This window comes from Nonomuraea rosea (assembly GCF_039539705.1).
Taxonomy (GTDB): domain Bacteria; phylum Actinomycetota; class Actinomycetes; order Streptosporangiales; family Streptosporangiaceae; genus Nonomuraea; species Nonomuraea rosea.
Window position 1 is genome coordinate 453782 of sequence record NZ_BAABDQ010000002.1, and the last position, 23232, is coordinate 477013.

Annotated in this window: 19 protein-coding genes; 8 read left to right on the forward strand and 11 right to left on the reverse strand. The window is 71.5% G+C overall.

Features of this window, described 5'->3' with window-relative positions; all coding sequences use genetic code 11:
- Window positions 1–15: 15 nt before the first annotated feature.
- The 6 genes from ABEA43_RS06035 to nrfD all read left to right on the forward strand — a co-directional run bounded on the left by ABEA43_RS06035 (window position 16) and on the right by nrfD (window position 6729).
- Window positions 16–795: an LLM class oxidoreductase gene (locus tag ABEA43_RS06035; RefSeq protein WP_345559529.1), complete on the forward strand. Its 780-nt coding sequence runs from the start codon at window positions 16–18 to the stop codon at window positions 793–795.
- A 73-nt stretch (window positions 796–868) separates the two neighbouring features.
- Window positions 869–1444, forward strand: a complete 576-nt coding sequence (locus tag ABEA43_RS06040; protein ID WP_345559531.1) for a hypothetical protein — start codon at window positions 869–871, stop codon at window positions 1442–1444.
- A 12-nt stretch (window positions 1445–1456) separates the two neighbouring features.
- Window positions 1457–3880, forward strand: a complete 2424-nt coding sequence (gene fdnG, locus ABEA43_RS06045) for a formate dehydrogenase-N subunit alpha (RefSeq protein WP_345559533.1) — start codon at window positions 1457–1459, stop codon at window positions 3878–3880.
- The gene (locus ABEA43_RS06050) at window positions 3880–4857 is read left to right on the forward strand and encodes a formate dehydrogenase accessory protein FdhE domain-containing protein (protein ID WP_345559535.1); all 978 of its coding nucleotides are present in this window, start codon (window positions 3880–3882) and stop codon (window positions 4855–4857) included. The genes fdnG and ABEA43_RS06050 overlap by 1 nt, the downstream gene beginning before the upstream one ends.
- 2 nt (window positions 4858–4859) lie before the next feature.
- A complete protein-coding gene (locus ABEA43_RS06055) occupies window positions 4860–5834 on the forward strand; it encodes a 4Fe-4S dicluster domain-containing protein (protein WP_345559537.1) in 975 nt (324 codons plus the stop codon).
- Window positions 5827–6729, forward strand: coding sequence for an NrfD/PsrC family molybdoenzyme membrane anchor subunit (nrfD, locus tag ABEA43_RS06060; protein ID WP_345559539.1), 903 nt, complete (start codon window positions 5827–5829; stop codon window positions 6727–6729). Before ABEA43_RS06055 ends, nrfD begins: the two co-directional genes overlap by 8 nt.
- 27 nt (window positions 6730–6756) lie before the next feature.
- Here the strand turns inward: nrfD and ABEA43_RS06065 are convergent, their stop codons facing one another.
- The 5 genes from ABEA43_RS06065 to ABEA43_RS06085 all read right to left on the reverse strand — a co-directional run bounded on the left by ABEA43_RS06065 (window position 6757) and on the right by ABEA43_RS06085 (window position 11326).
- Window positions 6757–7758: a nucleoside hydrolase gene (locus tag ABEA43_RS06065; RefSeq protein WP_345559541.1), complete on the reverse strand. Its 1002-nt coding sequence runs from the start codon at window positions 7756–7758 to the stop codon at window positions 6757–6759.
- Window positions 7759–7765: 7 nt separating this feature from the next.
- Window positions 7766–8620, reverse strand: coding sequence for a carbohydrate ABC transporter permease (locus ABEA43_RS06070; RefSeq protein ID WP_345559543.1), 855 nt, complete (start codon window positions 8618–8620; stop codon window positions 7766–7768).
- Between the two features lies 1 nt (window position 8621).
- Window positions 8622–9491 (reverse strand): carbohydrate ABC transporter permease, encoded by an 870-nt coding sequence (locus ABEA43_RS06075; protein WP_345559545.1) that lies wholly within the window; start codon window positions 9489–9491, stop codon window positions 8622–8624.
- Between the two features lie 11 nt (window positions 9492–9502).
- Window positions 9503–10825, reverse strand: coding sequence for a sugar ABC transporter substrate-binding protein (locus ABEA43_RS06080; protein ID WP_345559547.1), 1323 nt, complete (start codon window positions 10823–10825; stop codon window positions 9503–9505).
- Window positions 10826–10969: 144 nt separating this feature from the next.
- The gene (locus ABEA43_RS06085; RefSeq protein ID WP_345559549.1) at window positions 10970–11326 is read right to left on the reverse strand and encodes a winged helix-turn-helix transcriptional regulator; all 357 of its coding nucleotides are present in this window, start codon (window positions 11324–11326) and stop codon (window positions 10970–10972) included.
- Between the two features lie 92 nt (window positions 11327–11418).
- On the opposite strand from ABEA43_RS06085, the gene ABEA43_RS06090 reads away from it, so the two are divergent.
- Together ABEA43_RS06090 and ABEA43_RS06095 are read left to right on the forward strand one after the other, a co-directional pair.
- The gene (locus ABEA43_RS06090; protein WP_345559551.1) at window positions 11419–12549 is read left to right on the forward strand and encodes an FAD-dependent oxidoreductase; all 1131 of its coding nucleotides are present in this window, start codon (window positions 11419–11421) and stop codon (window positions 12547–12549) included.
- A gap of 269 nt (window positions 12550–12818) precedes the next feature.
- The gene (locus ABEA43_RS06095) at window positions 12819–13475 is read left to right on the forward strand and encodes a hypothetical protein (RefSeq protein WP_345559553.1); all 657 of its coding nucleotides are present in this window, start codon (window positions 12819–12821) and stop codon (window positions 13473–13475) included.
- Here ABEA43_RS06095 and ABEA43_RS06100 read toward each other — a convergent pair.
- The 6 genes from ABEA43_RS06100 to ABEA43_RS06125 all read right to left on the reverse strand — a co-directional run bounded on the left by ABEA43_RS06100 (window position 13459) and on the right by ABEA43_RS06125 (window position 23149).
- Window positions 13459–14418, reverse strand: a complete 960-nt coding sequence (locus ABEA43_RS06100) for an ABC transporter substrate-binding protein (RefSeq protein ID WP_345559555.1) — start codon at window positions 14416–14418, stop codon at window positions 13459–13461. The two genes, ABEA43_RS06095 and ABEA43_RS06100, sit on opposite strands and share 17 nt — an antisense overlap.
- Before the next feature lie 113 nt (window positions 14419–14531).
- A complete protein-coding gene (locus ABEA43_RS06105; RefSeq protein ID WP_345559558.1) occupies window positions 14532–15986 on the reverse strand; it encodes a glycoside hydrolase family 28 protein in 1455 nt (484 codons plus the stop codon).
- A gap of 46 nt (window positions 15987–16032) precedes the next feature.
- Window positions 16033–17049, reverse strand: a complete 1017-nt coding sequence (locus tag ABEA43_RS06110) for a glycoside hydrolase family protein (protein ID WP_345559560.1) — start codon at window positions 17047–17049, stop codon at window positions 16033–16035.
- Window positions 17025–19571, reverse strand: a complete 2547-nt coding sequence (locus ABEA43_RS06115) for a family 78 glycoside hydrolase catalytic domain (RefSeq protein WP_345559562.1) — start codon at window positions 19569–19571, stop codon at window positions 17025–17027. Before ABEA43_RS06115 ends, ABEA43_RS06110 begins: the two co-directional genes overlap by 25 nt.
- A 15-nt stretch (window positions 19572–19586) precedes the next feature.
- Window positions 19587–21137 carry an alpha-L-fucosidase gene (locus tag ABEA43_RS06120; RefSeq protein WP_345559564.1) on the reverse strand — a complete coding sequence of 517 codons (1551 nt, stop codon included), beginning with the start codon at window positions 21135–21137 and terminating at the stop codon, window positions 19587–19589.
- A complete protein-coding gene (locus ABEA43_RS06125) occupies window positions 21134–23149 on the reverse strand; it encodes a beta-galactosidase (RefSeq protein WP_345559566.1) in 2016 nt (671 codons plus the stop codon). The genes ABEA43_RS06120 and ABEA43_RS06125 overlap by 4 nt, the downstream gene beginning before the upstream one ends.
- Between the last annotated feature and the right edge of the window lie 83 nt (window positions 23150–23232).

The window sequence follows — 23232 nt, forward strand, 5'->3', positions numbered from 1 at the left end:
GCACCGGGACGTGCGATGACGGAAACAGGAGAGAACGCCGGGGTGCCGGGACGTGTTGAGCGGGTCCGGGTCGGGGTCGTCCTGCCCAGGCCGCAGGGTGATCCCGGAGAGTGGCTGTCGGAGGCGGTCGCCTTCGAGGCGGCCGGGGCCGATGCGCTGTGGCTGGATCACGGGGTCGCGCCGCCGCTCGACCCGCTCACCCTGACGGCCGCGCTGGCTGCGGTGACCTACCGAGCGCTGCTGGTCGCGGCCCTGCCGGAGCCGGTCGGGTCGCGGGCGCTCGCGACGGTGGAGCGCCTGAGCCGGGGCCGCCTCGCCCTCATCACCGACCACCCCGAGCCAGCCGATCGTCCCGAGCCGGCCGACCACTCCGAGCCGGCCGACCACCCCGTGCCGGCCGATCGTTCCGTGCCGGCCGATCGTCCCGAGTCGGGTGACGGTCCCGAGTCGGGCGAACGGCCTGCGCTCGCCGACAGTCCCGCTCCGGGTGAGCGTCCCGAGTGGGGTGAGGAGCGGGGTCAGGTTGTTGGGAAGGAGGGGGAGCTTGCCGATGCGGAGGGTGGATGGGTGCGGGTGTTGCGGATGGCGGACGGGGGTTACGACGAAGGCGGGGCGGGGCGGTGGGCGCCTGCGACCGTGCCCCTGGGGCGTCCTGCCTGGCGGGAGGTGCTGCGCCTGGCGGCCGAACGGGGCGACCACGGCGTGCTCGTACCGGCCGATCCGAGGTTGCTCGACCTGCTGCGCAACCCCGAGGATCCCGGCGGGCGGCAGGATCTGCAGTTCGCTCAGGGGTAGACGAGCGTTCTGTCGGATCATACGGTGAGATAACGGAACGGTACCCACGGCTGCAGCTGAGGGGAGTCCGGTCATGGACGTCAGCCGACGGCGGTTCCTGAGCATCGGCCCGATGGGGGTGCTCGGCGGCTCCGCCCTGGGTTTCGATCTGGCCGAGTCGATCGAGGTCAAACAGCGGCTGCGGATCGAGGGCGCCGCGATCTCCCACTCGCTGTGCCCGTACTGCGCGGTCGGGTGTGCGCTCGTCGCCTACACCAAGAAGGCCGCGAACGGCACCACGGAGCTGCTGCAGATCGAGGGCGATCCGGACAGCCCGGTCAACGAGGGGACGCTGTGCCCGAAGGGGGCGACCTCGCTGCAACTGGCCGTCTCCCGCAGGCGGGTGCCGCACCCGCTCTACCGCGCCCCGGGATCGGCCGAGTGGAAGCAGGTCTCCTGGGAGTTCGCGCTGGACCGGCTCGCCAGGAACATCAAGAGCTCGCGCGACGCCACGTTCGTCACGCAGGACGCCGACGGGAACGTCGTCAACCGCTGCGAGGGCATCGCCTTCGCGGGCGGGGCGGCGTTCAGCTCGGAAGAGGGCTATCTCGCTACGAAGCTGATGAGGGGGCTGGGCCTGGTTCACCTCGAACAACAGGCCCGTGTTTGACACGGTCCCACGGTGGTCAGTTTGGCTGCCACGTTCGGCCGAGGGGCCATGACCAACCATTGGCGTGACATCAGGCACGCCGACCTGATCCTGGTCAACGGCGCCAACCCGGCAGAGGCCCATCCGGTGGGCTTCCGATGGCTCATGCGGGCCAAACTGGACAGAGGCGCGAAGATCATTCATGCCGATCCGCGCTTCACCAGGACCTCCGCGGTGGCGGACACCTACATCAGGATCCGCACGGGTACGGACGTCGCCTACTTCGGCGGGCTCATCAACCACGTCCTGCAGAACCGGCTCTACCACGACGACTATGTACGGTGGGCGACGAACGCCGGGTTCGTGGTGAAGGAGGGCTATTCCTTCCAGGACGGCATGTTCAACGGCTTCGACCGGGAACAGGGCGTCTACAACACCAAGCTGTGGGCCTACGAGACCGATGCCGACGGCCACGCCAAGATCGACCTCGACCACCCGCGTTCGGTGCTGAACCTGCTGCGCGCCCACTACCGGCGCTACGACCCCGACACGGTCGCGCGCATCACCGGGATCCCGCGCGAGCAGTTTCTCCAGGTGGCCGCGGAGGTCGGCCAGATGGGACGGCCGGACAAGGTCATGACCATCGTGTACGCCGTCGGCCTCACCCACCACACCACCGGCGTGCAGCTCATCCGTTCTGGCGCCATCCTGCAACTCCTGCTCGGCAACATGGGCCGGCCGGGCGGCGGCATGAACGCCGAGCGCGGCCACGCCAACATCCAGGGCAACACCGACCACGCCATCTCCTGGGACATCCTGCCCGGCTACCTGCGCATCCCGGCCCCCGGGCAGAAGGACATCAAGGCGTACCTGGACGAGAGCGCCAGCAAGAAGGCGCACGCGAGGGCCGTGAACTTCTTCGGCGAGAACTACCTCCGCTACCTCGTCAGCCTCCTCAAGGCCTGGTACGGCGACGCCGCCACGAAGGACAACGAGTTCGCCTTCGACTACCTGCCCAAGCCCGCGGCCAACGCCTCGTGGATCTCGATCTTCGACCAGGCGCTGCGGGGCAAGATGCAGGGCGTCCTGCTGTCCGGGATGACCGCGACCAGCATCGGCCCCGACTCCAACCAGGTGCTCCAGGCGCTGTCGAACCTCAAGTGGCTGGTCGTCATGGACCCGTTCGCCACGACCAGCTCGGAGTTCTGGCAGGCGCCCGGCATGGATCCGGCGAAGATCCAGACCGAGGTGTTCATGCTGCCCGCCACGCACTGGATCGAGAAGGACGGCTCGTTCACCAACAGCGGGCGCTGGGTGCAGTGGAAGGACCAGGTGCTGCCGCCGGAGGGCGAGTCCAGGCACGATCACTGGATCCTGGCCGAGCTGTTCCAGCGGGTCCGCGCCCTCTATATGGCCCAGGGAGGGAAATTTCCGGATCCGGTGCTGAAGCTCGCCCTGCCGTACGCGAACCCGGGCAAGCCCGAGCTGGACGAGATCGCCCAGGAGATCAACGGCAAGGACCTGCGTACGGGCAAGCGGCTGGCCACCTTCGTCGACCTCAACGACGACGGCACCACCAGCGCGGGCGACTGGATCTACACCGGCCACTACCCGGAGGAGGGCAACCTCGCCAAGCGGCGCGACGGCGTGCAGGACCCGGCCAAGAACGACCCCAGCGGCATGGGCCTCTACCCCTCCTGGGCGTGGAGCTGGCCGGCCAACCGCCGGATCCTCTACAACCGCGCCTCCGCCGACCAGAACGGCCGCCCGTGGGACCCGGAACGTCCGGGAATCGCCTGGGAGAACGGCAAATGGGTGGGCGACGTGCCCGACTACCCGCCGACGACCGGGCCGGGGCCGGACGCGCCGCTGCCGTTCATCATGACCGGCGAGGGCGTGGGCCGCCTGTTCAGCAACGCGGTGGCCGACGGGCCGTTCCCCGAGCACTACGAGCCCATCGAGTCGCCCGTCGCGAACCCGCTGCACCCGCAGGTGTCGGCCACGCCGGTGGTCTTCCGGTACGACGAGCGGGCCGGGCGGCCGAACCGGTTCGGCACCGCGGCCGACTATCCGTACGTGGCGACGTCGTACCGGCTGACCGAGCACGAGCACTACGTCACCCAGAACGTCGAGCACCTGGTCCAGCTCCAGCCCGAGGCGTTCGTCGAGGTGCCGGCGGCGCTGGCTCGCGAGAAGGGCATCGAGACGGGCGACCGGGTACGGGTGTCGTCGAAGCGCGGCAAGCTGGAGGTGCGGGCGGTCGTCACCAAGCGGCTCGGGCCGCTGACGATCGACGGGCAGACGGTGTACCAGATCGGGATCCCGATCCACTGGGGGTTCGTCGGGATCAACACCGGGCAGCACTGGCTGGCCAACGCCCTCACGCCGTTCGTCGGGGACGCCAGCGCGCGGACGCCGGAGTACAAGGCGTTCCTGGTCAACATCGAGAAGCTGTGATGTACGCCAGGGAGCGGACGCGGGCCGTGGCGCTGCGCGCCCGGTATCCGCACGCGGCCGAGGTCCTCGGGCTGTACCTGGCGCTGGTGGAGGTGTGGGAGTCGGCCGCCGACGACGTCCCTGAGGAGGGGGCCGTGGGGTGGGCGCGGCGGCACGTGTTGCACCGGGTGGCCGAGGCGACCCTGGCGAACGGCCCGCCGCTGCTGGCCGCCGCCGTCACCACCGCCTTCGGCCTGAGCGCCACCACGGGCGCCACCACAGGCACCGGCACGGGCGCCACTGCAGGCGCCGGCACGGGCGCCGGCATGAGCCCCAGCCCCGACGATGGCGTGGATGAGCTGCTCGCGGCCTGGCTCGCGGGCGACGAGCTCACCCCCGTGGAGCGCTATCTCGCCCGCGCCACCCTGCGCGTCATCCCGCCACCGGCCGCCGGGGTCCAGGCTCGGGCCGTCGCGACGCCGGACGTTCCGCCTGGGGTGGCGAAGCTCGGGCGGTGTCCCGCGTGCGGTGGCCCGCCGCAGCTCAGCTATCGCGCCGCCATCGACGACCCGCTCGTCAGCGGGCGCAGGATGCTGGTCTGCGCGAAATGCGGGTACGAGTGGAACTTCTCCGCCACCACCTGCCCCAACTGCGGAGAAACCGGCAAACGCACCGTCTACGCCGAAGCCCGCGCGGGCCCGCAGGTCGGCCGCGCGGGCCCGCACGACTCCCATTTAGCCCCGCACCGCCCGCACCCAGGCCCGCACCTGGGCTCGGGCACCGGGCCGGTGGACCGGGAGCTGGTCGGGCAGGCGTTGCTCTTCCCGCATCTGCGGGCCGAATCGTGCCACACCTGCCGCCGCTACCTGATCGACGTCGACCTGGGCCGCGACCCCCGCGCGGTGCCGGAGGTGGACGAGCTGGTCGCGGTGCCCATCGACCTGCACATGGCCGAGCAGGGCTATACCAAGATCACGCCCAACCTGATGGGGTTCTGAAGATGCCGCACATCACACCTGGACAGGCGTACGGGTTCTTCACCGACACCAGCGTGTGCATCGGCTGCAAGGCCTGCGAGGTGGCCTGCAAGCAGTGGAACCAGCTGGAGGGGAACGCCCCGTCGTTCATGGACGGCTTCGACAACACCGGCAGGCTCGACGCCCAGACCTGGCGGCACGTCCAGTTCCACGACAACGTCCCCGACGACAGCGTCGACGCGGGCGGCGGCAAGGCCTGGCTGATGATGTCGGACGTCTGCAAGCACTGTCAGCACGCCAGCTGCATGGAGGTCTGCCCGACGAACGCGATCATCCGCACCGAGTTCGACACCGTCTTCATCCAGCCCGACGTCTGCAACGGCTGCCGCAACTGCATCGCCGCCTGCCCGTACGACGTGATCGGCGCCAGCGAGGTGACCGGCGTCGTACAGAAGTGCACGCTCTGCTACGACCGTCTCCAGAACGACATGACCCCCGCCTGCGCCAAGGCGTGCCCCACCGAGTCGATCAAGTTCGGCCCGGTCGAGGAGCTGCGCCAGACGGCCGCCAAGCGGCTGGAGATCCTGCACGGCCAGGGCGTCAAGGAGGCTCAGCTCTACGGGCACGACGAGAAGGTGTACGGCGGACTCAACGCGTTCTTCCTGCTCATGGACAAACCGGAGAGGTACGGCCTGCCGAACGAGCGCAACGCCGTCCTGCCCAGCCGCAACAACAAGGGTGGCTACCTGACCGCCGCCGTCACCGCCCTCCTGGGCGTGCTGGGCGGGCTGATCGCCCTGCGCCGCCGCAAGGAGCAGGTGGCCACCGCCGAATCCGTGGACCCGGAGCAGCCCGAACGGCCGGTGAAGCCGGTGAAGCCGGAGCCCCCGAAGGAGCCCGAGCCACCAGAGGACCCCGGGCGACCAGAAGGGCCCGAGCGGCAGGAAAGGTCCGAGCGGCCGGAAGGGCCCGAGCGGCCGGAGGATCGCGATGGATGAGATCCAGCACTTCGCCGGCCCTCCCGACTGGCTGTGGTACATCCTGTTCTACTTCTTCCTGGCCGGCCTGTCCGGCGGCTCGTACGTGCTGGCCACCCTGCTCAGGCTGCGCGGCGGCCCCGGCGACGAGCCGATGGCCAGGATCGGCTACTACATCGCGTTCCCCCCGATGCTCATCGCGCCGCTCCTGCTCGCCCTCGACCTCGGCCGCCCCTGGCGCTTCTGGCACATGCTGTGGAACACCACCTCCGGCGGCCAGGGGATCAACTTCAAGTCCTGGTCCCCGATGTCGATCGGCTCCTGGGCGCTCGTCGTGTTCGGCGCGGTGACGACGGTCTCGTTCGCCGCCTCGCTCGTCCGCGACGGCAAGCTCAGGCTGCCGCTCGTGCGGTGGCTGGACAACCGCGTCTTCAACGTCGTCGGCTCGCTGTTCGGGCTGTTCATCGCGGGGTACACGGGCGTGCTGCTGTCGGTGTCGAACCAGCCGGTGTGGAGCGACACGTGGGCGCTGGGCGGGCTCTTCCTCGCTTCCGGGCTGGCGGGCTCGGCGGCGCTGATGCTGCTCCTGGCCCGTTTCCGCCCCGAGGCGAAGCCCAGCACGCCGATGCTGTCGATCTCCGAGCGGCTCTACTCGCTGCTCGAACTGGCGTTGATCGTGGCGTTCGCGGTGACCCTGCTCGCCGCCGGGACGCAGGGCATGGTCTTCGGCCTGCCCTGGCTCCTGCTGTGGCTGGTGGTCCTGGCCGGGCTGGTCCCGGGGCTCCACGGGCTGTTCACCGAGCGCCTGTCCGCCGGCGGCGCGGCGGTCCTGCGCCATTCCCTGGTCGCGCCGCTGCTGGTGCTGGCCGGGGTGCTCGCCCTCCGCGCCGCCGTGATCTTCAGCGTCCAGCTCTGAGCGATCAGGTACGCGACCCGGCTCTGATCAGGTACGCGACCCGGCCCCGAGCAGGGTCTCGATCAAGTACGCCACCAGCCGGTCGTTGTCCACGCCGTCGAGCACGTCGATGGCGTCGATGTCCGGCACGCGCAGACCGGTGGCGCGCTGCACGTGGCCGGAGGCGTCCCAGGCGATCGGACGTCCCCGGGTCAGGGTGCCGCGCAGCTCGACGTCCACGCGTACATGACGCCGGGTCGCGAGCGACGGGTCGAGCAGCACGGCGACGGCGAGGGGGTCGTGCAGGTGGCAGCCGGGCAGGCCGCGCGCCTCGGCGACCCAGCGGACCCACGGCCTGGTGGTGTCGGCGAGGTAGCGGGCCAGCGGGCCGCCCGCGGCGAGGCGTTCGACGTCGGCCGGGGTCAGCGAGGTGCGGCCGGTGACGTCGTAGGGAACGAGCGTGATCGGCGCGCCGCTGGTCAGCACGATGTGCGCGGCCTCGGGGTCGTAACCGAAGTTGAGCTCCTGCAGCAGGCCGGGAACCGCGAAGGCGCCGCCCATGATGGTCAGCGACGCCAGTTCGGCGGCCAGCGCGGGACGGAGCTGGAGGGCGTGGGCGACGTTGGTGAGCGGGCCGACGGCGACCAGGTGGATCTCGCCGGGCGCGGCGGCCACCCTGCGGACGATCTCGGCCGCGGCGACCGGCGGCCCGCCGCCGTCCTCGACGGGTGTCGCGGGCGGCACGTCCCGCCACAGGTCGCGGGCCCGTTCGGTGTCGCGCCGGCCGTCCAGGTCGGCGCGCCAGGGCGCGGGGTCCTCCACGAGCGGCGCCGCCGCGCCGGGGAACACCGGCACCTGGGCCGCGCCCGCCCGGTCGAGCAGGTCCCTGGCCACCGCGACGCCCACGTCCCGCGCCGTGTTGCCGGCCACCACCGTGACGGCCTCCAGGGTGACGGCGGGGTCGGCGAGCGCCAGCCCGAGGGCCAGCCCGTCGTCCACGTCGGAGGCCGGGACCGTGTTGCCGGGGTCGCAGTCGATGATGAGGCGCATGAGTCTCCTACTCCTTGGTGCCGCTGCTGGCCAGGGAGGCCGTGAACTGGCGCTGGAAGACGAGCAGGACGAGCAGCGGCACGCCCGCCGCCAGGATGGCCCCCGCGAACATCTGCCCGTAGTCCACGCCCAGCTCGCCCGCGAAGTCCGCGATGGCCACCGGCGCGACCTTCATGGCGGGGTCGGGCGCGATCAGCAGCGGCCACAGGAACGACTGCCACTGGAACACGAACACCACCAGACCGGCCCCCACCAGCGACGGCCGCGACAGCGGCAGGTAGATGTTGCGGAAGACGCCCCACCACGACAGCCCGTCGATGCGCGCCGCCTCGGCCAGCGACGGCGGGATGTTCAGGAAGAACTGCCGCAGCAGGAAGATGGCCAGGCCGCTGCCGATTCCCGGCAGGACGAGCCCGATGTAGGTGTTCTGCATCTCCATGGCACGGAACGTGGTGGCCAGCGGGATGGCGATCGCCTCGAACGGGATGAGGAAGCTCAGCACGAGCACGCCGAACAGCGCGCCGCGGCCGGGGAAGCGCAGCACGGCCAGCGCGAAGGCGGCGGTGGCCGACAGGAACGTGCCGAGCACGACGCTCAGGAACGCCACGATCACCGAATTGATCATCGCCCAGTGGAACTCGCCGCCGAGCAGGGTGACGAAGTTGCCGAGCGTGACGGTCTCGGGGATGAGCGTGTGCCAGGACAGCGGATAGAGGTAGCGGAACACCTCCTCGCTGGGCCGCAGCGCCGAGCTGAGCGCCCACACCAGCGGGAGCACCGACAGCACGGCGCCGGGGATCGCGATCCACAGGGCGCGCCGGCCTGCGCGGATCTCGGCTCCGGTGGCGCTTTCGCCCGCCATGTCAGTCCTTTCCCGGCAGGAGCTTGAACTGCAGTGTCACCACGGCCAGCACGATCGCGATGAGCACCACGGTCCCGGCGGAGGCGGTGGCCATGTCGCCGGTGACGTAGGCCCGCTCGAACACCTGGTTCATGATCAGGTCGGTCGAGCCCTGCGGGCCTCCCTGGGTGAGGATCTGGACGGGGGCGAAGACCAGGAAGTTCGACACGGTGTCGGCGACCAGGACGAACATCAGCGGGCGGCGCAGGCCGGGCAGCGTGACGTACCGGAAGCTGCGCCAGGGGCCGGCGCCGTCCATGCTCGCGGCCTCGTACAGGCTTCGCGGGATGTCCTTGATCCCGGCGACCAGGAACGTCATCCAGTAGCCGACCCCGACCCAGCTGCAGACGACGACGATCGACAGCAGCGCGGTGCGCGGGCTGATCAGGAAGGGGACGCTCGGCAGGCCGACGGCGTTCGCGACCGCGTTGAGCGGGCCTTCCGGGCGGAAGGCCACCGCCCACACGATGGCCGAGACGGTCTGCGGGACCGCGACGGGCAGCAGGATGAGCGTGCGCCACAGCCCGACGGCCGGGACGCGCTTGCTCAGCGTGACCGCCAGCCACAGCGCCAGGGCGATCTGCAGCGGATTGACGATGACGCTGAACAGCAGCGTGACCTTGAGCGAGTTGAGGAACGTCGCGTCGCCGAACAGGCGGGCGAACGTGTACCAGACCGGGCGTCCGCCCGGCGGCTGCAGCGAGGTGACGATGGCGCTGATCGAGGGCCACAGCCGCAGCAGCGCCAGGGCCAGGATCGCGGGCAGCAGCATGAGGGCCGCCGTCGTCCACATCGAGCGGCGCGCGGACCTCGCGGGTGTCTTCGACGTCATGGGTTCCCAGGTCATTCGAGGTCGCGGTAGCGCTCCAGCAGCTGATCCAGCTGCTCTTGCGCGTTGCGCAGCGACTCGGGCACGTCGGCGCCGTTGCGGATGTCGGAGAACGTCTTGTTGATCGTCGTCTCGAAGTCCACGTAGCCGACGGTACGGGGGCGGTGGCGGGCGGTCGTGTTCAGCTCGTGGCCGAGCAGCTCCTTGAATCCGGTGACGGAGTCGCCGCCGTTCTGGACGGTTCTGGCGACGTAGCGGTCGTAGGCGACCTTGTTGGCCGGCGGGAGCGTCTGCTTGCCGGTGGTCGCCAGCGCTCCGGCGGAGTCCAGCGACAGGAACCGCGCGAACGCGCGCGCGTCCTGCGGGTGGGCGCTGTACGCGCTGATGCCGACGGCCCACGAGTCGGTGGGGGTGACCGGCTTGCCCCCGGCGAAGTACGGGTGCGGCGCGACGCCGAAGCGCAGCCCCTTGGCCTTGACGAACTGGCCGATCCGGCCGGGGCCGCCGACGAAGTACGCGAGCTGGCCTGAGGCGAACACGTCGGGCATCTGCTGCGGGTCGATGCCGCGCGGGGCCAGCCGGGTGGAGTGCAGGCCGGCGTACCAGTCCATGACCCGTTTCCAGCCGGCGTTGTCCACGTCGGGCCGCAGCCCGCCAGGCCCGGTGAGCCCGTCGCCCGCTCCGGCGGAGGCCAGCACGGGCTGAAGCTGGAAGTAGCGATCGACCTGGTCGAACCCCACGCCGTAGCGGGCGCCCGCGCGCTGCGCGGCGCCCGCCTGCGCGACGACCTGCTCCCAGGTGAGGCGGTCGTCCGCGGCCGGGCCGGGCGCCTCGACCCCGGCCTTGGCCAGCAGATCCTTGTTGTAGAAGAGGAAGGAGCTGGAGGTCCACAGCGGGTACGCCCACACCTTGCCGTTCCAGCTCACCGAGTCCAGGGCGGGCTCGACGACCGCCTGCTCGATGGCCTGGCTGTCGTCGCTCACGTCCACCAGGAACCCGCGCGAGGCCTGGCTCGGCACCCGCGGCGGGTCGGCGGCGAAGACGTCGATCGACGAGTCCTGCGCGCCGACCCTGGCCTGGACCTGCGCGTTCAGGTCGTCGAACGGGACGGGCTGCTCCTCCACGTGCACGTCGGGGTGCCGCGCCTCGAACAGCTTGATCGCCTCGGCGAACGTGCCGGTGGGCTGGGAGTGCAGGAACCTGATGATCCGCGTCCCGTCGGCCGCGGTGGTCTCACTCGTCCGGCCGACGCAGGCGGTCGCCGCGAGGACCACCGCGAGCAGGGCGCACACCGTGGCGGGCAGGCGGCGGGCGTTGGAACGCTTGATGACTCTCACTCCCCGCCGCGCCCTTCAACGCGGCTGACATCGTCCGGTCACGAGTTCTGACACACGACGTTAACCGGATTACGGCATGCCCACAAGTGAAGGGTGGCCAGGCTGAGGACAGCGGAGGGCGTTCGGGGGAGGTTCAGGGAAGGGCTAGCAGGGGTCTGCCGGGGGCAGGTGCTCCTGCGCCCACGCGGCGATCTGGTCGAGCGCGGGGATGAGCGCCTGGCCGCTGGCGGTCAGCTCGTAGGAGACGGTGACGGGCGGGCCCGCGTCCACGGTGCGCGCGATGATCCCGGCCTTGGTCAGCTCTGACAGCCGGTCTGACAGCACCGAGTCACTGACTCCGTCGATGGCGCGGGACAGCTCGCGGAACCCGGCGGGGCCCGGCCGCAGGACACCGAGCACGACCCCGCTCCAGCGCTTTCCGAGGACGCCGAACGCGCGCGTCAACGCGGCGTCGCCGCGCGAGCAGCTTTCCACATCGTGGTGCACGGGTGGCGTCGGCATGCCCTCAATGCTAACCGATTCGCTGTCGCTTTGATTTTCCTAGTTCATAGTATTAGCGTAGCGACCACTCGTTTACTAGCAAGGAGAAGCGGATGACTGAGATCGGTGGGACGCGCCCGAGTGTCGTGGTCCTGGGCGGTGGATACGGCGGCGTCACGGCCGCCAAGCGGCTCGACGACGTAGCCGACGTGACGCTCGTGGACCCGTCCGACGCGTTCATGCACAACGTGGCCGCCCTGCGTGCGCTGGTGGCGCCCGAGTGGCTGGAGCAGATCTTCCTGCCGTACGACCGGTTGCTCGTACATGGGCGCTACCTGCGGGATCGTGCCGTGGCGGTGGACGGCCGCCAGGTGACGCTGGCCTCGGGGGAGCGGCTGGAGCCCGACTACCTGATCCTCGCGACGGGCTCGTCGTACGCGTTCCCCGCCAAGATCGACGAGACGGGCACGGCGGAGGCCAAGGCCAGGGCGCGGGCCGCGCACGAGGCCCTGGTGTCGGCCGGGCGGGTGCTGCTGGTGGGGGCCGGTCCCGTCGGCCTGGAGCTGGCGGGGGAGATCAAGGCGGCCTTCCCCGGCAAGCACGTGACCATCGCGGACGTCGCGCCCGACATCCTGTCAGGACCGTACGACCAGGAGTTGCGGGAGGAGCTGCGCAGGCAGCTCGGGGAGCTCGGCGTCGAGCTCAAGCTCGGCAGCCCGCTGCGGGAGCTTCCGAGCGCCGAGCCGGCCACCGCCGCGCCCATCGCGATCGCCACGGAGGCGGGGGAGAAGCTGACCGCCGACATCTGGTACCGCTGCTTCGGCGTCACTCTCCACACCGGCTACCTGCGCGGCTCGCTCGCGGCGGCCAGGAACGCCCAGGGCTACCTCCAGGTGGACGGGCACCTGCGCGTCAAGGGGCACGACCGCGTCTTCGCCATCGGGGACATCGCCGACGCGGACCGGGACATGGCGGGGTTCGCGGGCATGCAGGGTGAGCTGCTCGCCGCGAACCTGCGTGCGGTGATCACCGGGGAAGGGGAGCAGGTCGGCTACGAGCGGCAGCCGGCGATGATCGCCGTCCCCCTCGGCCCGGAGGGAGGGGCCGGCCAGCTCCCCGGCCAGGAGGGCATCGTGGGGCCGGCCGTCATCGCCGAGGTCAAGGGCCGGTCCATGCTGATCGAGCGCGCGGCCTCGAACTTCGAGCCCCTCGCCGCCGTCGCCGCGACCCCCGACGCCGCCTGACGCCCGACGGGCGCGGCGGGGCCGGCAGGGCCGGCGGGGGACGGCAGAGCCGGCGCGGCTTCGCCCAGGCCCCCGACCCGCAGACCGGCCAGGCACTGTGGGCAGTTCACCGGGTACGGCATCGTCGTGACCGTCCTGAGCACGCTGATGGCCTGGGTGTACGTCTGGCTGCGCTACTTCACCTGACCGCGTCCCTGAGACAGGGCCAGGGGAAAATCAGGGGCGATCACCGATGAGCCACCCCCTTGCGAAGAGGCATCGTGGCTGTCATGAACCCCGCGACCCGCCTGGCCCAAGTCTCCTTCACCGCAGGGCCCGCCGCCCTGCTCGGCGGCTGGCTCCTCATGCGACCCATCGGCGGCGACCTCGTGCCCGGCCCCTGGTGGACGGCCGCGCACGCGGTCTGGCTGGCCGGATTCCTGGCGTTCGGCGTGATGACGCTGGCCCTGCGCGGCATGGCGGGCCCCGTCACGGGAGGCCGCCGGGTGGCGGTGACGGCGGCGGTGGCCGCCGCGCTGTTCAGCGTGGCGGCCAACGTCGTCCAGCTCGTCATCGACCTCTACGCGGGGCTCACCGCGGTGGACGGGGAGGCGATGCGGGCGGTGTTCGAGCAGGTCAAGGGCTATCCAGGAGTAGAGCTGATCGTCTACACGGCAGGCGCGCAGCTGTTCTACGTCGCGCTGCTCGCGCTGGCGGTCATCCTGGCCGCGCTGGGGCGCGTCACGGTGGTGAGCGCCGTCGTGACCGCTACGGGCGTGGTGGTGCTGGCCGTGGGGATGGTCCAGACCGGGAGGATCTCGGCCCTGGTCGCCGTGGGCATGGCCCTCATGTGGCTGGGCACGCTCCTGCTCGGCAGGGGCCCGTCCGCCGCCCCGCCGAGCGGCGCCCCGCTCGCGGGCAGGGAGGCGATCAGCCGCTCGCGATGAAGGTCTTCACGTCCACGGGGGCCTTGAGGTAGCGGTTCTGCTGCATGAAGTCGGCGACCCGCTGCAGCTGCCGCGGATCCATGGTGGTCGGGTAGGTCCCCAGGATGGTCTTCTCGGCCGTCTCCCGGCCGATCTTCATGTACGTCGGCAGCATCTTCTCGACCTCCTTGCGGTCGCCCGCGGCGAGGCGCTGCGCCTTGGCGATCGCGCGCTGGAAGGCCGCCAGCGTCTGCGGATTCTCCTCCCGCCACTCGTCGGTCGCGATCCAGCCGCCGACCGGCAGACCCCTGATCCGGTCCGAAACGGTGTCGGGGATCTGACGCAGCTTCGGTGCTCCGTCGGAGATGAACGGCTCCGCCAGCCACGCCGCGTCGATCTTGCCGTGGGTGAGCGCGTTCTTCATGTCGGGGAACGGCCTCTCGATGAACTTGACGTCATGGTTGTCGAGGCCGGAGTCCGTCAGCATGGCGCCGACGGCGAGCGTGCTGAACCCGTTGAGGTTGTTGACCGCGACGGACTTGCCCTTGAGATCCTTCACGGACCTGATCGGCGAGTCGTCGCGCACCACGAGGGCGTAGCTGCCGGCGCCCGCCTCGGCCATGGATCCGACGACCTTCATCCGCTTGCCGTGCGAAGCGGCCATGATGAGCGAGACATAGTCGGTCTGCGCGAGGTCCACCTGGCCGGCCTCCGTCATCGGCACGACCGTGCCGCCGCCCGTCGCGATCGTCGGCAGGACCTCCAGGCCCTCCTCCTTGAAGTAGCCCTTGCTGACGGCGAGGAACAGCGGCGCGGCGTCAGCGGTCGCGAAGACCGCCACCTTGATGGAGGTCTTCTCCAGCACAGGCTTCGGCGGCGGCTCGGAGGCCGAGCAGCCCGCCGTCACGGTGGATAAGACGGTGGCTAAGACGACGGCGGCGATGCCGCGGGTCAGCTGGTTCATCGTGAGACGCTCCTCCACGTGTGCAACGCCAAGAGGGGGGAGCGTAGCGGACGAAGATCACATCAGGAAGGCCCAGAAGGGCGCCGGGGACCGTCCGACGCCCTGTTCGAACGTCAGACGCGGTGGCCGTTCACCCACACGTTGCGCAGCTCGAAGCCCGTCACGTCGCTCACCACGTCGGCCTCGGCCATCTCCTCGAACACGCTGTTCGTCACCCGCACCCCCTTGATCGGGTTGGCCGGGTTACCGATCAGGTTGAACGCCCTGGGCGCCCGCCCGGCCCGCAGGCCCCTGATGTCGATGGCGCCGACGTCGGGGTAGTAGGGGCCGGTGCTCTTGTTCTCGTAGTTCAGGGCCACCTCGACGACGGCGTCGGCCGCCTGCCCGACCGTGATGTCCTTGAAGTAGACGTCCCTGACGTAGCCGCCGCGCTCCGGGTTGGTCTTGATCCGCACCGCCCGCTCCAGCCGGGCGCTGCTCATCGTGCAGTTCCAGGCGAAGACCCAGCGCACGCCGCCGGTGGTCTCGCTGCCGATCGTCACCCCGCCGTTGCCGTCGCGCATCACGCAGGAGTCCACGAGCACGTTGGCCGAGGGCGCGTTCACCCGGCGGCCGTCGGCGTTCTTGCCCGCCTTGATCGCCACGCAGTCGTCCCCGGTGTTGAACTCGCACCGCTCGATCAGCACGTCCACGCACGACTCCGGGTCGAGGCCGTCGTTGTTGGGACCGTGCGGGCTGTCCACGGTGACCTCGCGGACGGTCACGTTCGTGCACTGGACCGGGTGGATGTTCCACATGGGGGAGTCCTTGACCGTCACGCCCTCGATGAGCACGTTGCGGCAGCGGTAGAGCTGGATCAGGTTCGGCCGCAGGTGGTGGCCCGTGCCGAACACCCGCTCGGCCACCGGCACGCCCTCCTCGGCCAGGCGCGCGAGCAGGTCCTTGTCGGGGCGCTCCGAGGGCGGCGGGTCGCCCGACCAGTCCCACCAGTGCGTGGCGTCGGCCTGCCCGTCGATGACGCCGCTGCCGGTGATGGCGACGTTCGTGCGGTCGATGGCGTAGATGAACGGGGAGTAGTTCATCAGCTCGACGCCCTCGTACCTGGTGTGCACGACCGGCAGGTAGTCGGCCGGGTCGCGGCTGAACGCGATCGTGGCGCCCGCCTCCAGGTGCAGCTCGACGTTGTCGGCCAGGTGGATCGCGCCGGTCAGGTACGTGCCGGCCGGCACCAGCACGCGACCGCCGCCCGCCGCCGCGCAGGCCGCGACCGCCTGGCGGAACGCGTCGGTGCACATGGTCGTCCCGTCGCCGACGGCCCCGTGGCCGGTGACGGGGAAGGTGCGCCGGGGGAAGCGCGGCGGCCTGATCCGCCGCTTGATCACGGCGACCCTGGCCCACGCCGCCGGCTCGGCGCCTGACGCCGAAGGCCCTGACGCCGAAGAGCCCGCCGCCGAAGGTCCTGAGGCCGCTGCCGGGCCGGCGCGGCCCGCCACTCCGGTGGCCAGCAGGCCGCCGGCGGCCGCCGCCAGGAAGCGCCTGCGTGAGTGCCCGGGGGATGACTCGATCATGATGTCCTCCATAGGGGGGTCGGCCACGGCCGAAGCGCGTCGCGCCTCAACCGCGGGCCATGGAGATGCCGCGCCGCTCGACGAGCGGGTGCCCGCCGACCTGGAACGGCTCGCACCGGCGGACCGCCGTGTAGAAGTGGTGCGGCCGGCCGTCGTGGGAGACGAGCGCGGGCTTGTGCGCGTAGGTGTCGTCGGTGGAGCCCGGCGGGCCCACGTCGATGAGGATCTCGCCGCTCTTGCGCCAGGTGCGCAGGTCACGTGAGACCGCGTAGCTCTCCCTGGCGTGCCCGTCGAAGGAGAGCCCGAAGTAGAACATCACCCACCAGTCGCCGTCCCGCAGCACGCACGGGTCGGAGGCGAACCGCTCGTCGAACTCGCCGGGTCCGCCGTGCGGCACGACGGGCCCGGGCTCTGGGCGTTCCCAGTGTTCGAGGTCGGCGGAGACGGCGTAGCCGATCTGCTCGCGCCAGCCGTCGTAGGTGCGGTTCTTCGCGTTGTAGAAGCAGTAGTAGAGGCCGTCGTGGCGCAGCAGCCACGACTTGTACAGCCCGCCGCGCTCCCACGCGCCGCCGTCCTGCGGGCGCAGCACCGAGCCGGTGTCCTTCCAGGTACGCAGGTCGTCGCTGACACAGAACCCGATGACCGCCGCGCCCACCTCCATCCCGGACTCCGGATAGGCGTGGTACGTGCCGATCGCCCGCCCGTCCACCCAGGTCACCTGGCCGGCGGAGGCCAGCAGGTTGTCGCGGACGATCGAGGTCAGCGCCGCGTTGTAGCGCCGGTACGGATGCCCGGGGTCGCGCGCCAGGATCACCTCGCCAGGACTCCACGTCACCAGGTCGCGGGAGCGGCTCAGCGCGGTCTGGTAGCCGGCCCCGTCGAAGCCGACGTACGTCATGAGGTATTCGCCGCCGTCGGAGCACACGAACGGGCAGTCGACGAACAGGCTGTCGAACCTGCCCGGCTCCCGCGACGCCTCGACCAGCAGCCGCCCGGCCTTGTGCGGCGTCCTGATCCCGGCGGCGTCGTAGCCCCCGCTCATCGGCTCGCCCTGAACGTCCACCGCCCGGCCGGCACCTCGTACGCCCGCACCCCCGCGGATGTGGCCCCGTCCGGCACCGCGTGCCGTCGCAGCCCCAGGTCGGGCAGCCGCACCTTCGCCGTCGCGCCCGGCGGGACCTCGACGTCCAGCGTGAACTCCCCGTCCCCCCGCTGCCAGGCCACGGCGACCTCCCCGTACGGCGTGCCCGTGCGCGCGGTCACCGACTCCAGGTCGCCGGGCACGGCCGGCTCGATGAGGAGCCGGCGGAAGCCGACGGAGCCCGGCGCCTGGCCGATCCCGCCCAGGCCGCGGTAGAACCAGGAGTCGATCGCGCCCAGCATGAAGTGGTTCTGCGACAGGCCACGCGTCGGCCCGTCCCACGCCTCGGTCAGCGCGGTGGCGCCGTGGCGTACCTGATAGCCGTAGCTCGGGTGGTCGGTGGAGGTGGCGAAGCGCCACAGCGCGTCGTGCCGCCCCGCGCGCCCGAGCACCCGGAACAGCGCGGGCAGCGCGACCTCGCCCACGGTGATCCCGCCGTCGGCGACCGCCCCCGCCACGCGGTCCAGCACGGCCGGCACCCGGTCGGCGGGGACGACGCCCATGTCCAGCGCCAGCACGTCCGACGCCTGGCTGCCGCCCGCCCCGAACCGGTCGCCGAACGCCCTGGTGATCCCCTCGGACAGCGCCCGGTAGCGCTTGGCGTCGTCGTCGCGGCCCAGCACGCCGGCGACCCTGGCCAGGGCGTCGGCGGCCCGCCAGTAGCCCCAGGTCGAGACCAGCGGCACGGGGGTCGCCGGGTCCAGGCCGATCCAGTCGCCGAGCCCGTAGCCGAGCACGCCGTCCTCGGCGCGGGAGGTCAGGTAGCCGACGTAGCGGCACATCGCGTCGTAGTGGGTCTCCATGGCCGAGGTGTCGCCGTACCAGCGGTAGATCTGCCAGGGGACGCGCGCGATCGCGCCGCCCCAGTTCGGGTCGTCCCTGAAGGCGTCCTCGAACACCACGTACTCGGGCGCGGTGTCCGGCACCAGCCCGTCCTCGGTCTGCGACTCCGCCATGGTGACCAGCAGCTCGCGGTAGTAGGCGGCGACGTCGTAGTTGTAGGCGACGACGTCGAAGAGCAGGTGCGCCTGCTCCAGCCAGCCCAGCTTCTCCCGGTGCGGGCAGTCGGTGAGGACGCTGTACATGTTGCCGCGCACCGCGCGGTCGATGATCGTGTGGATGTCGTTGAGCAGGTCGTCGGAGGTGCGGAACTCGCCGACGGGCGCGTTGTCCGCGCGCAGCACGAGCGCCGTCACGGCCTCGCGGCCGACGTGCTCGGGCAGGCCCTGCGCCTCGACGTAGCGGAAGCCGTCGTAGCGGAAGCTCGGGTGCCAGGTCTGCGGGCCGTCCTTGGTGACGTACGTGTTGAAGATCGGCGCGCCGGTCGTCGGCTTCGACTGGACGACGCGCCCGTACGCGTCGAGCTGGTCGCCGGGCAGCAGCCGCAGGTGGCGGCCGGCCGGGAGGTCGAGCCGCAGCTCGGCCCACCCCGCCACGACCGTCCCGACGTCGAAGACGGCGGTGCCGTCGGCGGCGACCAGCTTCTCGGCGGCGGGCAGCTCCTCCGTGATCCTGATCGGCGGGCAGGCGCGCGACCTCAGCAGGCCGGTCCCGTCGGGCCGGACGGTCACCGGGCGCCAGCCGGAGCGGTCGGTGCCCGGGACGTCCCATCCGGCGACCTCGCGGCGGGCGTCGTGGTCCTCGCCGCCGTACCAGTGGGAGCGGACGGTGGGACCCTGCGTGGCCAGCCAGTCCGCGCCGGTGCGGAACCGGCCGGAGGTGCCGTCGGCGTAGTCCACCTCAAGCTGGGCGATGGCCCTGGGGGACGCCTGGGAGCCGAAGAACTTCATGTAGCGGTCCTGGTGCGGGTACACGTGCGCGATCCCGGGCCCCAGCGCGATCCCGGCCGCGTTCGCGCCCTCGCGCAGGAGCGCGGTGACGTCGTGGGTGGTGTACGCGACCCGCCGGGTGAAGTCCGTGTACGCGGGCTCCAGCACGGCGTCGGTCACCGGGACGCCGTTGACCGAGGCCACGTAGACGCCGAGGCCCGCCACGTGCAGCCGGGCCCGGATGACCGGCTTGTCCAGGGTGAACTCGCCGGCCAGCAGCGGCAGCGGGAGCCCTTCGCCGACGCGCGGGTCGGCGTCGTCGTACCAGTCGGGGTGGGTGATCCAGGAGGCCGTCCAGTCCTCCGGGCTCAGCAGGCCCAGCTCGAACCGGGCGCTCGGGCTCCACCCCGACCAGCGCCCGGCGGCGTCGCGGACCCTCACCCGCCAGTGCACGGCGGTGCGGCTGGTCAGCGGCCGGCCGTCGTAACGCACGCGCTGGTCGGGGCCGTCGGTCGCGCCGGTGTCCCAGAGATCGGCCGTGCCCTCTCCGAGCCCGGCCTGCACGTGGTAACCGGTCTGCCCGGAGATTCCGGTCAGCCGCCAGGTCAGGGACGGCTGGGTGATCTCGATGCCGAGGGGGTCGGTCAGGTCGCATGTGCGCAGGTTCGTCACCATGGCAGGGGCTCCTCGTCAGGTGATCTTGATCATGTACGCGGCCTTCGTGGGCGGCTCCGGCGGCAGCTCGGCGTACAGCGCCTCGGGGGCCAGCCGCCAGCCGACGGGACCGTGGCCGAGCAGCTCGACGGCGGCCGGGCGGCGCTCCAGCAGCCCGGCGGCGGTGCCCAGGCTGGTGATCACCGCGCCGCCGCTCTCCGCGCCGCCGCTCTCCGCGCCGCCTCTTTCCGCGCCGCCTCTTTCTGGCCAGGCGAGCAGGGTGGCGTAGAGGGCGTCGCCGCGCCTGGTGAAGCGGATGTCGCCCGGCCGGTAGGCGCGCTCGGCCTCGTTGTAGCCCTCGTAGCCCTTGGTCGCGCCGAGCCCCGTCGCGCCCTCGCCGGCGCGCACCCAGGGAGTGGTGTCGTACACGCCCTCGCCGCAGACACGCAGCCAGTCGCCCACCCCGGCCAGCAGCTCGCGGGCGCGGGCGTCCACGGTGCCGTCCGCGTGCTGGGGGACGTTCAGCAGCAGGGTGCCGTTCTTGCTGACCACATCGATCAGGGTGTGGATGACCTGCTGCGCGCTCTTGCGCGGGTGGAACATCGGGTCGTCGTCCCCGCAGTCGAACCACTCGCCGTCGCTGGTGTCGAACTGCCAGGGATGGGCCTCGGCGGCGTCGAGCTGGCGGCGCTCGCAGTCCAGGACGACCGCCGTGCGGTCGGCGTCCGGCACCTGCTTGACCGTCACCAGGCCGCCGCTCGGGCAGGTGTTGTAGTAGTGGGCCAGCAGGTCCAGCCCGCCCGTGCTGGCCGGCTCGGACTCGACCACGCTGCCCTCGCCGAACGGCAGCCGGGAGTCGTCGAGGTAGACCAGGTCGGGCCGGTAGCGGTCGAGCGCCGCGCGGACGCGGGCGTAGAAGTGCTCGGCGACGTACGCGGGCGGCCGGGCGCCCGGCTCGTGCCTGGGCGGGTAGAGCGTGGCCGGGTCGAGGCCCTCCCACCAGGTGCCGGCGCCGTCGGCCTTGGTCAGCGCCCCGTCATAGGGCTCGCCGGTCTCCGGGTCCGTGCCGTGGGCGACGTCGAGCCAGCGCCACGTCCAGTTCTGGTGGAAGCTGAGCCCGAACGGCAGCCCGGCCGCCCGCGCCGCCCGCTCCCACGCGCCGACGATGTCGCGGCGCGGGCCGACGCGTACGGCGTTCCAGTCGTGGCCGGGTGAGTCCCACAGGTCGAAGTTGTCGCAGTGGGCGGCCAGGGCGACGAAGTAGCGGGCGCCGCTGGCGGCGTAGAGGTCGATCAGCTCGTCGGGGTCGAAGCGCTCGGCGCGCCAGCGGTGGAACAGGTCCTTCGTGCCCTTGTCCGACGAGGCGCCGAAGTGGGCTCGGTGGTGGGCGTGCTGGCGGCCGGCTCTCGTGCGCTCCCATGGCTCGGACCAGGGCTGCATGCCGTAGAGGTGGCGGGCGTACCAGTCGCCTGAGCGGGCCACGGACTGCGGCCCCCAGTGCGACCAGATGCCGAACTTGGCCGCGCCGAACCACTCGGGGATCCGGTGGGCGCGCAACGACTCCCAGGTGGGCTGGAATACGGTCATTTCACCACTCGTACGTCGAAGGGGGCCAGGCGCATCGGGCCCGGCGCGATCGGCTCCCGCGTTCCGGTCACCTCGGTGGCCCGGCCCGCGATCGTCACGGTGTTCTCCTGGTCCGACCAGTTGTGCACGAACCACAGCCGCTCGCCGCGCCCGTTGACCGCCGAGTGGACGGTGACCTGCGGGGTGTCGGCGGCGACCAGGGCATCGGTCTCCGGCTGGCGGAAGAGCGCGGCGGTCATGTCGCGGCCGGGCAGGGTGCCGATGTAGGTCACCTTGCCCGCGCCGAAGCGGTGCTCCGTGATCGCCGGCCAGCGGCCGAAGTGGTGGTGGTCGTAGAACGCCAGCGGCTCGGCCCCCTCCAGCTCCAACGCGTCGGCCCAGTGCCTGGCCACGTCCCGCCGGCCGAGCCCGTGCAGGGGGACCGGTTCGAGCAGCGTCGAGTACTCCAGGTAGCGCACCCCGGTCAGGGCGCGCAGCGGCCCCGGTGCGATCTCGGCCCGCGCCCTGGCCTCCTCGTCGGCGTAGCCGCTGCGGAAGGTCAGCACCAGGTGGCCGCCGTCGCGCACGTACGCGGTCAGCTCGGCGGCCAGCTCGTCGGACAGGCAGTAGAGGGCGGGCGCCACGACGACGGGCAAACGTTTGACCTGTGCGGCCGTCACGAAGGCCACCTGCCGGCCCGCGTCGATCGCGCCCTGGTAGAACGTGGCGAGGACGCGCTCGTAGGAGTCGCGGTCGGGGTTGCGGCCGTCGAGGGTGAGCGGCGGCTGGAACTGCAGCGCCCACTTGCTCTCGTGCGAGTACAGGAACCCGGCGTCGGCGTCCGGCGTGAGCTCCGCGAGGTCCCCGGCCGCCGCCTCCAGCTCCGCGCCCAGCGTCGCGATCTCGCCGTAGACGCGGCCCGGCTCCATGGAGTGGCCGAGGATCCCGCCCCAGTACGTCTCGCAGCCGTGGTGCAGCGTGTGCCAGTGCCAGTACGAGACCAGCTCCGCGCCGCGTGCCACCAGCGCCCACGCCGCCTGGCGGAGCTGGCCGTCGTAGGGCGGCAGGTTGAGCTGGGACACGGCGATCGACGTGGCGTTGGTCTCGGTCACCCAGAAGCGCCGCCCCTTGGAGCCGTACATGCGGTCGGCCGCCTGGAACAGCCCGGCCGGGCCGGTCGCGAACCAGGTCGGATCGGCGGGCGCGGCACCGGCGTCGCGGCTCAGGGCGTCCTGGGTCAGGTAGTACGCGTTCCCGCTGGTGATCGTCAGGTGCTCGGACAGCCGTACGTCGTCCAGCGCCGGGCGCTGGTAGGCCAGGCACGTGGTGAGCGCCCGGTCCTCCGGGACCAGCTCGCGCACCAGGTCCGCCTGCCAGGCGATGAACTCGGTGGTCAGCTCCGCCTGGAAGCGCCGCCAGGCCAGGTCGTAGGACGGGGTGGTGTTGCCGTGCGGCCGCCACAGCTCGCCCCAGTCGCTCAGGCGGTGCGACCAGTAGGCCAGGCCCCACTCCTCGTTCAGCCGGCCGACGTCGCCGTAGCGCTCGGCCAGCCAGGCGGTGAACCGCTCGAAGACCGGCTCGTTGTGGATGAGGTGCAGGCCGGGCTCGTTGTCGAGCTGGATCCCGGTGACGGCCGGGTGGCTCCCGTGGCGGCCGACGACCTGGCGGACGACGCGCTCGGCGTACCGGAGGAAGGTCGGTGAGGTGAAGTCGATCTCCTGCCGCGCGCCCCACGGGATTCTGGACCCGTCGGCGCGGGCGACGGCCAGCTCGGGGTGCTTGCGCTGCAGCCACGGCGGGATGGCGTAGGTGGGGGTGCCGAGCAGGACGTCCATGCCGCGCTCGTGCGCCCCGTCCAGGACGGGGGTCAGCCAGTCGAGGTCGAACTCCCCGTCGCGCGGCTCCCAGGTGGACCAGACGGACTCGCCGACGCGGATGGTGCGGATCCTGGCCTGGGCCATGAGGTCGAGGTCGCGCCGCAGATCGGGGGAGCGCTGGTATTCCCAGTAGTAGGCGGTGCCGAGTCGGGTCATGACTCTCCAGCGATGTTAAAACGATTTACCGGATGATATATATATTCACGGCCGGATGTCAATGCTTGTGAGATCTGGTGTGG